This is a genomic window from Bartonella sp. CR84HXZ, assembly GCF_042194535.1.
Taxonomy (GTDB): domain Bacteria; phylum Pseudomonadota; class Alphaproteobacteria; order Rhizobiales; family Rhizobiaceae; genus Bartonella; species Bartonella grahamii.
The window spans coordinates 1-12,068 of the sequence record NZ_JBHIMY010000022.1; the positions used below are offsets into that span (position 1 = coordinate 1).

Consider the following 12,068-nt stretch of genomic DNA (forward strand, 5'->3'; position numbering starts at 1 on the left):
ACTGTCTCACAATTTCTCCCTTCATGGTGATGTAAGCTATCAACAAAAGCTTCAGAAAACTGGTATAAGTGGTGCAAGCTTTTCAGGTGGAATACGCTATCAGTTTTAAGGAAAGGCTGTAACAAGAAGCGTATTGCTATTCTGTACATTTTATCAAAAAAGGCAGCACAATATGCTGCCTTTTTTAATCTATATAAGCTACTATTCTTATCCCCTGAAACTTTTTTCTTTTCTCCTCAATGATCTTCTTCTCTCCCATTTACACGAGCCGCGCGGCATATTCATTATCGAATTTGTCTATAAAGCTAAGCAAAGTGTATTTTTAAACAATATAAAGAAAACAACATTGGAAAAGATAATGATAAAAGAAGCTCTCTCTTCATACCTTTAATCTGTTTCTTCAATCCATTAGCTTAACACCACCTGTAAGGATTCATTTATATTTCCATGTAGCGTTTTTTAGGCAAAGCATTTTGACAATGCTTATCCCTCTCATTCCATACAATATATTGATTTATAAAGATAATTATTTATTTTGCATGTTAAATGAGAGTCCCGAATATCGTAGAATTCTCTCATTTCAAACTTGTTTCATGTTGAATCAAATAAAAATTTTCTTGCACGTTACAAGCGGGGCTAGCGTGTGGAGAAAAGTTATATAAGAAAAGCTTAAGAAGCCCTATAATGAACTGTCTCAAGAACCAAGAGCTTGTCACAAACATTGGGAGCTAGCAAAGTGTGTGATGGGCTTGCTCTTTTATTAAGCGTAAAGGTATCAGCTTGCTCCTTCGTAAGCGTAAAGATGATGAGACTCTATGGCTTTAGCGTTATAACATTCATAACCACCGTCGCGAAATAGGCTTTGCTACCCTTAAGGAAAAGTCTCTTTAAAGAAAGCCTGTGAATAGCCCCCTCATCTCTTCTTCTTATAGCAGAGAAAATTTGCTGATCGTTTTGGTGAGTGCACAAAATAATACATCTCAACGCTATAGAGCTTTTATAACGATTATCCTTAATAGACAATTTTAAATATCATACTTCATAGTGTTTTTTAGCATAAGCTTGACCAAGCTAGGTTTTATGAAATCCATTTTTCCCGACTTCTTATGATCATTAAAAAGTTTTTCTTAAGAAAAACTTCAAATCATAGAGAACACCATAACTATAATTCGTTTTGTTGTTTACAATAAAAACATAATGATATAAAAACTGATTGGGTACTTGCGCCATCAGGGGAATGAAGTAAGCATCAAAGCATACCAAATACTAAAGGCATATCTATGTGTAAGAAATATATTTATAAGAAAAATTTTTTGTTATGTACAATTGCTGGAACTTTCATTTTTTCTCATTTTGCTCCAACTTATGCAAATAGACAACCTCCTGAAATTATTAGTGAGTTTAAGCTGGAAAAAGGAGAAGAAAAAACTCTTAATAACGTTTTTATCCGCAATGGATTGAGCGCAGTGCACGCCTCTGAAAAAGCAATTGCCACAATTACGAACTCAACAATACATTCAGCTTCGTTTGCTTTTGCTGTATCACAAGGTGGACGTATTAATGCTAAAGAAGTAAAAGCCAATGCCCTGTATACTGGTCTATCGATTTCAAACGGTATCATTAACATTGAAGATTCATTCATAGAAAGCAAAAAACAATCCGGTATTGTTTTTCATAGCATTTTAGATTATTTTCTGAAAGATGGTGAAGAAGTTATCAATAAGGCAATTCTTAACAATACAAAACTTCTTGTGAAAAATGGTGTCGGTATTTTAGGACCATCATCTTCAAAGTCTGTTGCCGAGGTTCAACTTAGAAATTCAGAAATTCGTTCTGATGTACTATTACAAAATAATGTAAAAAAGAAAACAGATTCAGATCCTCATCCTGTGACTTTTGTATTAACCGCCGATAATTCGATTATGGAAGGAAGAGCAAGAACCTTAGCAGTAAATACAACTGTTTTTAATTTAAATAACAATAGCAAATGGTATTTAAATGTAAGTCAATACGACATAAATCGTGATTTTAGTTCATTTAATTATGCACTCCATGATATTAAGCAACGAGCACTGTCTACCGTTTCAGTACTGAACTTCAATAATAGCTCTATTGTGTTTAATGCACCACATAGGCTGGCAAAGAGTCAATATCAAACCTTGAGTGTAGGACGAACGATTGAGCTCCCTAATCCACACGAAAACAGGGATCCTGCTATAAAAACCGTTTATAATGCAGTAGGCAATGCAAGGATTTATTTCAATACAGAATGGAGTGATGGTTTAAAAAGAGAACAACAAAAAACTGACCGCCTTCTTGTCCATGGAGATGTATCAGGCACCACAACAATTAGTTTCAATAGTCTTTCAAAAGGTGCGCCATCAAAAGAAGAAGCTTCTATTCCCGCGAATATGCGTGGACTGTCGCTCATTCAAGTATCTGGAAAAACAAATGAAAATGCCTTCAAACTAGCAAATGGCTATGTCACAATGGGCAGTTTGCCTTATAAATATGTCTTAAATGCCTATGGACCGACATCACGTCTTGGAAAAGCAGAGAGCACACAAAGCCATTTAGGAGAAGTAACTCAACAATCAAAAGAAAAGTCCTCAAAAACCGACACGACCCCCGTTGTATTAGGTGGTGTAGTTTTAAAGATTGAGGATAATATAAAAGGTGAATCAACACCAAATTCTGAGCAAATAGGGAGCACACAAAACCATTTGAGAGAAAATCAGAATTTCTGGGATTTCCGCTTGCAAAGTGCAACGCTCGATGATGAAGGAAAGATCAGAGCTCTCGTTCCTCAGGTGGCAAGCTATTTGTCCATGCCTAACGCACTATTCTCAGCTGGACTGGCTGATGTAAACAATCAAAACACTTTACTGAACACGATACAAGAAACAGGCTTTGAGAAAAAAGATCATAAAAACAAAGGAATCTTCTTCTCGACTTATGGCAATAAGATGACATTATCCTCTCACCGTACGCCATTGCAATATGGCTATGGTGCCGATATTCACTATGCTGCTTTACAAGCAGGCTTTACATCAGTAGCTCTAGAAGATCAAAACATAACCACCAATTTGGGTCTTTTCGGGACATATGGGAAATTAGCTTTCACCCCAAAAGATATGGAAGGTGCTGACAAGAGTACACTCAATAAATGGTCAATTTCTGCATATAGTGGACTGCGCCATAATAATGGTACATATATCCATGCTCTCTTTTCCTATGGAATGCTCAAGGGAGATATCACCACAGCTCTCATAGGAAAGACTGCAGAATTGAAAAACGCTGATACATTCAGTGCATCGGCGACCATTGGACAAAAGTTCGAAACCAGTACAAAAGGATTGGTCTTTGAACCACAAGCACAAGTTGTTTATCAGCGTCTCATGCTTGGCACATTCTCAGATGTCGATGGCTTTGATGTAGATATGGGAAATCCTCATCAATACTTAGTGCGTGTTGGTGGGCGCTTAACACAAACGACGATTTCTATTGAAAAAGGCAGTATTCTTTCTCTCTATGGTAAATTGAATATTATTAAAGCTTTTTCTAACAATGACACCATACAGATTGGTGAATCATTCCACTTTGATTCTATGGGAGCTTCTGTTGAAGGTGGACTTGGTGTGAATGCACAATTATCACAAAATATCGCCCTTCATGCTGATGTTAACTATCAACATAAGCTTCAAAAAACTGGTATATCTGGAGCAAGCTTTTCAGGCGGAATACGCTATCAGTTTTAAGAAAAGGCAAAAAACAATTTATAGTCTATTCATTTTTAATAAAAAAGCAGTACGAATGTACTGCTTTTTTGCAATCTATAGGAAAGAGCCATCAATAACGGTTCTTTCTATACAGCTTTCTTTAAAGGATTAGTTTCATTCAAACCAAATGCAACAAAATTCTTTATCTCTCAATGACTGTTGAAGTCTCAAGAGAGCCGCCTTTTTGACTTATAAAAATCGAATGGATTCAATAAAAATTGTTGTATATCGATAAAAAATACAAAATATTTTAGCTTTTTTACATCAAAAAAATTCATAGTGAATAATTCTATATACAAGAAAACCAACTGAAAGCTTTTTGTAAATGCACAACAAATCTTCTCCAAAAACTTTGTAGAGTTTTCATAACAACAGCCTTAAGCAATAAACATCCTTGCAAAATATTTTGATCCTTAGCACTTTAAAACAAAAATACTTATCAAGCTAGGTTTTCTGAAATCCATCTTCGCTGCATTGCGCTTTATATTTTAAAAGCTCTTCTAAGACCAATTTTTAAACGATAAATAACAAAGCATAATATTCGTTTTGTTGTTTACAATAAAAATATAATGATATAAAAACTGATTGGGTACTTGCGCCATCAGGGGAATGAAGTAAGCATCAAAGCATACCAAATACTAAAGGCATATCTATGTGTAAGAAATATATTTATAAGAAAAATTTTTTGTTATGTACAATTGCTGGAACTTTCATTTTTTCTCATTTTGCTCCAACTTATGCAAATAAACAACCTCTTGAGATTCCTACGGTCCAAGTAGCTAATGGAGAAGAGAAGAGCCTTCATAATGTTTTTGTTCGTGGTAAGTATGATGCCGTGATTGCTAAGAAAGGTCATATTACCATTACAAACTCAATAATGCACTCAGGCTTTACTTTGCTTTCTGCAACGTCAGGTGGTCAAATTAATGCCAAAGGAATTGTGGGAGAGGCAGAAGGGCATGGTTTGTCACTCACAAACGGCACAATCCATATTGAAGATTCAACATTAAAGGTCATAGGCCACAGCAGAGCCTATGGTATCAATTTTGGTTATATTTCAAGTTCTACAATAAAAGAAGGAGAAGAAGTTGTAAACAAAGCAATCCTTAATAATACAAAACTTCTTGTAAACGACGGTGTAGGTATTTTCGGACCTTATTATCCCAAAACGAATGCAGTGTACCTTAAAAACTCAGAAATTCGTTCTGATATGTTATTAAAAAATGAAGTCTCACCCTTCTTCGAGGTTCAACCTGCTACTTTTACATTAGAGGCTGATAATTCGATTATGGAAGGAAGAGCAAAAACGCTTCCTCAAAATACAACGGTTTTCACCCTAAACAATAACAGCAAGTGGCATTTAAAAATTAGTCTATTTGAGTTGAAAAATAGTTTTAGTCTATTTGATTATAAGCTCCTTGATCTTAAAAAACGAGCACAATCTATCGTTTCAGTCCTAAACCTTAATAATAGCTCTATCATATTTAATGCGCCGCATAAACTAGCAGACAATCATTATCAAACCTTGCATGTAGGAAAACATCCACAAAAAGCAGAGCAAAACAGAAACTCCAATGCAACAACGGTTTACAATGCATTGGGCAACGCAAGAATTTACTTTAATACAGAATGGAGTAATGGTCTTACAAAAGAACAACAAAGAACTGACCGTGTTCTCGTTCATGGTGATGTCTCAGGTACCACAACGATCTATTTCAACAATCTTTCAAAGCATGCAGAACCATTCGATGATGAAGAAGATTCAATTCCTTTGAATATGCGTGGGCTCTCACTTGTTCAAGTTTCTGGGCAAGCAAATGAAGATTCCTTCAAACTTGCCCATGGCTACACCACAATGGAGGGCTTACCTTATAAATACATACTCAATGTTTATGGACCAACATCCAGCCGTGGGACAGCCGATAAGACACAAAGTCATTTAAGCGGAATATCACAAGAATCAAAACAGAAAGATGCACAAAATACCAATGCATCATCCCTTAAAAAAGAAAACAATGGACAAGCTCCCTTGGAAGAAAATGAGAATTTCTGGGATTTTCGCTTGCAAAGTGCGACTCTCGATGATGAAGGAAAGATCAAAGCTCTTGTTCCTCAAATGGCAAGCTATTTGGTTATGCATAATGCAATATTCTCCTCTGGCTTGGCTGATATAAACAATCAAAATACACTATTGGATAATATGCACTCAATAGTTTTCGGATTAGAAGGTCATAAACAGAAAGGGATATTCTTATCAACTTATGGAAACAAGATGACGTTATCTTCCAGCCGTAGTCCATTGGAATATGGTTATGGTGCAGATGTTCGTTATGCTGCTATCCAAGCAGGCATGACATTAGCAACGTTAGAAAATCAAAATATGACCGCGAATCTTGGTCTTTTAGGCACATATGGAAAGCTTTCTTTTGCGCCAAAGGATATGGAAGGTTCTGACAAAAGCATACTAGATAAATGGTTCTTTACGGCATATGGGAACCTCCACCATGACAATGGTCTCTATGTTAATGCACTTTTCTCTTACGGCATTTTAAACGGACATATTACAACAGCCCTTATCGGCAACACCACAGAGTTAAACAATACGGATACATTAAATATATCAGCTACCGTTGGACAAAAACTAGCAACTGGTATTGAAGGGGTGTCCTTTGAACCACAAGCACAACTTATTTATCAACACATTGCATTTGGCACTCTTTCAGATATTGATGGCTTCCAAGTTAATATAAAGACCCCTCATCAATGGTTGGTCCGTATTGGAGGGCGTTTAACGAAAACAATGCTTCCCATTGAAAAAGATCGTATTCTTTCTTTTTATGGTAAATTGAATGTCATCAAAGCTTTTGGTGAAAAGCGCACTATCGATGTTATTGAATCTTTCTATCTCGATTCTATGGGCTCTTCCCTTGAAGGTGGGCTTGGCATTAGCGCGCAACTTTCTAAAAATATCGCACTTCATGCTGACGTTAATTACCAACATAAACTTCAAAAAGCTGGTATCTCTGGAATTAATTTTTCCGGTGGAATGCGTTATCGCTTTTAGAAATCTTAGCTCTCTATTTTGACGCATAAGCAGCGCTGAGATGAAAACAGTGCTGCTTATATTTTACTACATTACAAAAATTGTAGTGTGTCAAAAAGTGGTTCATTTTTAGCAAAACAAAGAAAAATATCTTAAGGAACATCTCTATGCATAAGAATCTTTTATGTACAGCCGCTTGTGCTTTGTTTTTCTCTTCTTTTAATTTTACGTCTACCAGTACCGCTTCTGGCTTAAACCCTCAAACACGCCATACCATTGATTTAATAAACACACCAACACAAGCATCGAAAACGACTCTTAACACATCCGCAAAAGCTCATGTGAAATTACCCATAAAAGTTAGGAGAACCGCTACCGCTGATACCGAAAGCACCTCTAAACTTACAGATAATGAAGCAGCCGCAACTTCTGCTTCTCTTGATTTGGCAGAAAAAAGAACAATTCTTACGCCACAAAAAGAAAGCTCTTTAGTCATGCCTATCGCGATGTTTTCTGTCGGTTTTTCTGATGTCAACAATCAAAATATCTCGTTAGACAATATGCAAATAACAATGTTTGAACCCAAAGATCATCCAGAGAGAGGCGTTTTCTTATCCACTTATGGCAATAAGAGCACCTTTTCTTCCAGCATTCAAGCAAAACAAGATGGTGTTCAAGCAGATATTCGCTATGCTGCATTTCAAGCAGGGGCAACATTAATAGCGCTAAACGATCAAAATATCAGCAGCAATTTTGGTCTTTTCGGAACATATGGGAAATTGTCTTTTACTCCTAAAAACAAAGAAAGCTCTCATAAGAAAATGCTTGATAAATGGTCACTCACCGCATATGGAAATATTCAACATGACAGTGGCCTCTATGCAAGTGCATTTCTCTCTTATGGAATTTTCAAAGAAAATAACACCACAGCTTTCATCAAACATACCTCAAAAGTAAATAATAGTAAAACATTAGGGGCCGCTGCAACTGTTGGTCAAAAACTGTCAACCAGTTTGAAAGGTGTAATCCTAGAACCGCAAGCACAACTTGTTTATCAGCGTCTCATGCTTGGCTCTTTCTTAGATGACGATAACTCTAAAATAGACATAAGCAAACCTCATCAATGGTTGCTCCGTATTGGCGGACGTTTGACGCAAAACAAAGGCCATGCCCTTTCCTTCTACGGCAAACTGAACGCGATCAAAACTTTTAGTGAAAACCTTCCGCTTGCTGCTATGGGATTTTTAATCGAAGGTGGTTTTGGTATTCAAGCGCACTTATCTGAAAATATCGAGTTTCATAATGATCTCAGCTATCAACATAAATTTAAAAAAGATGGCATATCTGCAATAAATATTTCCGCTGGAATGCGTTATCACTTTTAAAAATACTGGTATTCCTATCTTGAAATATAAAGCACTCTCATTATGTTTCGTTTTGTCTCTTACAAAAGAAACATAATGAGGTCAAAGTTTTATCTTTTATTGAGAGAGGGGAAATATTTAGGAATACATCCATATGAAAAAAAGTTTTTTACTATACACAGTTTCTGGAGTTCTGTTTTATTCTTCCACCAGCTTGTCTTATGATCTTCATGATACGAATGCACAACCTACGATAGATCTCCCGTCTCCACAACCCGCTCATTCAAATGCATCATCTTCATATCCACCTTTAACATCTAGCTCTACAAGAACGATCATAACCTCTCCTCTTACAAAATCTCCAACTACAGAAATAGCTCCAACAGCAGGAATGGAAGTAAAATCTAGAAGACGTTCAGGTGTTTTCACTTCTTCTACAGACTCTTCCAGAAAAAAAATGCCCGAAAATTCTGCTGTATCCTCAGAGTCAGAACCTCCACAACCTGCACCGAATTTACGAGCAACACTTATAAACTTAGAACCTGCAAGAGTGGAACTTACAAAACCAACAACAGAGCTATCGCCAACGCCTAAAGAACCAGAACTCGCACAGCCAATATCTTTAAGACCAGAAACTGGAAAACCAGCATTATCGGTACCGCCAAAATCTGTAAAACCAGCGCCCGTACAATCTGCCTCTGCACAAAAAATATCTGAAAAATCAGAGCTTGAAAAACCAATATCACCAATAAAACAACCTGAAAAGTCTACACAAATTGAGGATATAAGCTCTAGAGTTGAGGCTGAAAACGGTAAGACCATAACGCTACATAACAAAAAAATTCAAGACAATGGTTTTGCTGTACATGCAGAGGGAAATAATTCAAAAGTCAACATGATAGGGGGAACAGTTGATGCGCGTTTTGTTGCATTGAGTGTATCAGATGGTGGAGAAATTGATGCTACAGGTATTACTGTAACAGCAGAAACAGCTGGTTTGGTCAACATAGAAGGAACAATCAAACTGAAAGATTCAAGCGTACATGTCACGGGCAATCATGAAGCGGACGGTATTATTTTCCGCAACAATCCGTATAATGCCCCTAGAAAACGATATACACGCAATGCTGAAAGGAATGCCAACGCCGTTCAAGAACAAGATTTAGCCAATATTGCCGATAAAGTAATTCTAGAGAATACAAAGATTTTCGTTGAACATGGTAGGGGTATCAACCTTTATGGAATAAACATAAACGGTGAAGTCAGCCTTAAAAATTCAGAAATTCATGCCGATATTTTATTAAAAAATATAAAAAACGAAAATGCTTTCACAAACACCCTTACACTGGTTTCTAACCACTCTTCTTTAGAAGGTCGAGTAAAAACTTCTAAAGATAATAGAACTGTTTTTGATCTAAAAGAGGGGACGAAATGGCTTTTAAAGGCGAATAAAAACGCTGGAAATAATGATAATGTTTTAGATGACCATGTACAGTTTGGTGTTGATGAAAAATCATACTCTAACCTTTCTGGATTGCGCCTTACAGATAGTGTCATTATGTTTGACAAGCCAATGGAGGGACATTACCAAACTCTGTTTATAGGACCTAATCTTCCGAAAGCAGATGGAACAGCTCATACAACAGCGGTTTATAGTGCAACAGGTGTTGCAGAAATTTATGTAAATACTCAATGGGATAAACATTCTCCTATCACGGAGCAACAGACCGATCGCATTGTGATTAATGGCGATGTCTCAGGCCGTACTGTTGTTCACATCAATCTCCAAGAAACAGATAAAAAAATAACCGATAGCTCTGCTGTTTGGGGAGAAGACATGGCGTCACTTCCTTTAGGGACACATGGGATTTCAATCATTCAAGTTTCCGGACAAGCAAACGAAAATTCCTTCACGTTATCAGGAAACTATATGACAATAGGGAAACAGCCTTATAAGTATGTACTTACAAGCTATAAACCTGGGACATCTCATGAGAGCCAAAATCTTTTTGGTAAGAACAGTAATTTCTGGGATTTCCGCTTACAGAATGCCTACATTGATAAGGATAAAAAAGTTCGAGCACTTTTACCACAGGTAGCAAACTATTTAACCATATCTAATACTTTATTTTCTGCTGGATTTACTGATGTAAACAATCAAAACACGTTGTTAGACAATATGCGAACAACAGTATTTGGGGCAGAAGACAATAAAAAGAATGGTATCTTTTTCTCTTCCTACGGCGAGAAAGTCACCTTATCTTCCAACCGCGATCCACTGCATTATGGTTATGGTGCTGATGTAAACTATACTGCTTTACAACTGGGTGTCATATTAGCCGCCTTGGAAGGCAAAGACATAAGCACACATTTTGGTTTTGTAGGAACATACGGGAAACTTGCCTTTACGCCAAAAGAGATGCAAGATTCTGAAAAGACGACACTTGATAAATGGTCTCTTGCCGCTTACAGCGGCATCCAACATAGCAATGGTATATATGTAAACACCCTTCTTTCTTACGGAAAGTTAAAAGGAAATATTACCACAGCTCTTGTTGGAAATGCCGCACAACTGGATGGTACGGAGATGCTTAATATATCTGCAACCATTGGTCAGAAATTAGCGACCAACACAAAAGGATTGGTATTTGAACCACAAGCACAATTCATTTATCAAAATCTCATGTTTGATATCTTCTCAGATGCCGATGGCTTAAAAGTAGACATGGGAAACCCGCATCAATGGTTGATGCGTATTGGTGGACGTTTAACAAAAACTATAATGGCTGTTGAAGAAAGTAAGGCTGTTTCCTTCTATGGTAAAGTAAATGTTATCAGAACTTTTGGTGATGGAAAAACAATAAAAATTGCTGATACCTTTCATGTTGATCCTACCGGCTCTTCAGTTGAGGGAGGCATGGGGGTGAATGCATATCTTTCTCAAAATATCGTACTAAACGCTGATATCAGCTATCGGCAAAAACTGCAAAAAGCCGGTGTATCTGGCACCAATTTGTCTGGCGGGATACGTTATCGTTTCTAAAGCAGAAGCTAATTTTAACTTAAATAAAATGGCAGCACAAAGTGCTGCTTTTTTATTTAAACTTATATTTTTTAAATTCTCAAAAATCATTATCACATTAAAGAAGATTTTGACTTATAACTTTTCTTTTGCATATTGAATAAAAAACTGAATACCATAGCATTCTCTCATCAAAACACCCCATGCATAAAGTTTTATGTCTTACACCACACCTCAAGCGATGATGTTTTTACAGCACAACAGAATAAGCATTCATGCGGATTTAAAAAAGTTAGCCCCTTCTTCGCTGTAGACGCTCCATTTATTTTAGATGATGTACATTTAATATACCTGCTATAAAAACTTGCTATCTGTTATAAATTCTTAAAAGCGTGTTTTTCCTCTAAAATCTCAATGCTACACCAACTCCACCATAAGACAAAATATTGATTTATAAAGATTGTTCATTGTTTTGCATGTTAAATGAGAATCCAGAATAGCGTAAGATCCTTTCATTTCAGACCTGTTCCATGTTGAATCAACCAAAATCATGTCTCTTGCAAGTTACAAGCGGGAAGAGCCCTTGTGGATAAAAAACTATTAAGAAAGGATTAAAAATGCCCCTGATGAACCGTCTCAAGTGCCAAGAGCTGTAGCAACACCCACGAGCTGGCAAATATGCACCAGCTTACTCCTTTATGAAGCGTAAAAATCGTGGTGCTCTATAGATTTACCGTTATACCATTCACGGATAACATGTAAGTTTTATGTAAAAATAACTTGCTGTATTTATACAGCTTTTTTACAGTGAGGGACGCGTAAATAAAAGTTAGGGAATAGGATTTTCTAACATTTCTCTA

Annotated in this window: 5 protein-coding genes; 4 read left to right on the forward strand and 1 reads right to left on the reverse strand. The window is 36.6% G+C overall.

What is annotated here, in order from left to right; genetic code table 11:
• Window positions 1-1,280: 1,280 nt before the first annotated feature.
• The 3 genes from ACFIKD_RS08170 (at window position 1,281) to ACFIKD_RS08180 (ending at window position 8,207) form a co-directional block, all read left to right on the forward strand.
• Window positions 1,281-3,758 (forward strand): autotransporter outer membrane beta-barrel domain-containing protein, encoded by a 2,478-nt coding sequence (locus ACFIKD_RS08170; protein ID WP_375647706.1) that lies wholly within the window; start codon window positions 1,281-1,283, stop codon window positions 3,756-3,758.
• A 673-nt stretch (window positions 3,759-4,431) separates the two neighbouring features.
• On the forward strand, window positions 4,432-6,843 hold the full coding sequence (locus ACFIKD_RS08175; RefSeq protein ID WP_375647707.1) for an autotransporter outer membrane beta-barrel domain-containing protein: 2,412 nt from the start codon (window positions 4,432-4,434) through the stop codon (window positions 6,841-6,843).
• A 146-nt stretch (window positions 6,844-6,989) separates the two neighbouring features.
• Entirely contained in the window at window positions 6,990-8,207 is a 1,218-nt protein-coding gene (locus tag ACFIKD_RS08180) for an autotransporter outer membrane beta-barrel domain-containing protein (RefSeq protein WP_375636407.1), read from the forward strand.
• Window positions 8,208-8,465: 258 nt separating this feature from the next.
• On the opposite strand, the gene ACFIKD_RS08185 is transcribed toward ACFIKD_RS08180, so the two are convergent.
• Window positions 8,466-9,008, reverse strand: coding sequence for a hypothetical protein (locus ACFIKD_RS08185; protein WP_375647709.1), 543 nt, complete (start codon window positions 9,006-9,008; stop codon window positions 8,466-8,468).
• Window positions 9,009-9,081: 73 nt separating this feature from the next.
• On the opposite strand from ACFIKD_RS08185, the gene ACFIKD_RS08190 reads away from it, so the two are divergent.
• Window positions 9,082-11,229 (forward strand): autotransporter outer membrane beta-barrel domain-containing protein, encoded by a 2,148-nt coding sequence (locus ACFIKD_RS08190; protein WP_375647710.1) that lies wholly within the window; start codon window positions 9,082-9,084, stop codon window positions 11,227-11,229.
• Window positions 11,230-12,068 lie beyond the last annotated feature (839 nt).

Coding starts and splice junctions, on each gene's coding strand:
- ACFIKD_RS08170 (WP_375647706.1), top strand. CDS start 1,281: ATGTGTAAGAAATATATTTATAAGAAAAATTTTTTGTTATGTACAATT.
- ACFIKD_RS08175 (WP_375647707.1), top strand. CDS start 4,432: ATGTGTAAGAAATATATTTATAAGAAAAATTTTTTGTTATGTACAATT.
- ACFIKD_RS08180 (WP_375636407.1), top strand. CDS start 6,990: ATGCATAAGAATCTTTTATGTACAGCCGCTTGTGCTTTGTTTTTCTCT.
- ACFIKD_RS08185 (WP_375647709.1), bottom strand. CDS start 9,008: ATGGTCTTACCGTTTTCAGCCTCAACTCTAGAGCTTATATCCTCAATT.
- ACFIKD_RS08190 (WP_375647710.1), top strand. CDS start 9,082: ATGATAGGGGGAACAGTTGATGCGCGTTTTGTTGCATTGAGTGTATCA.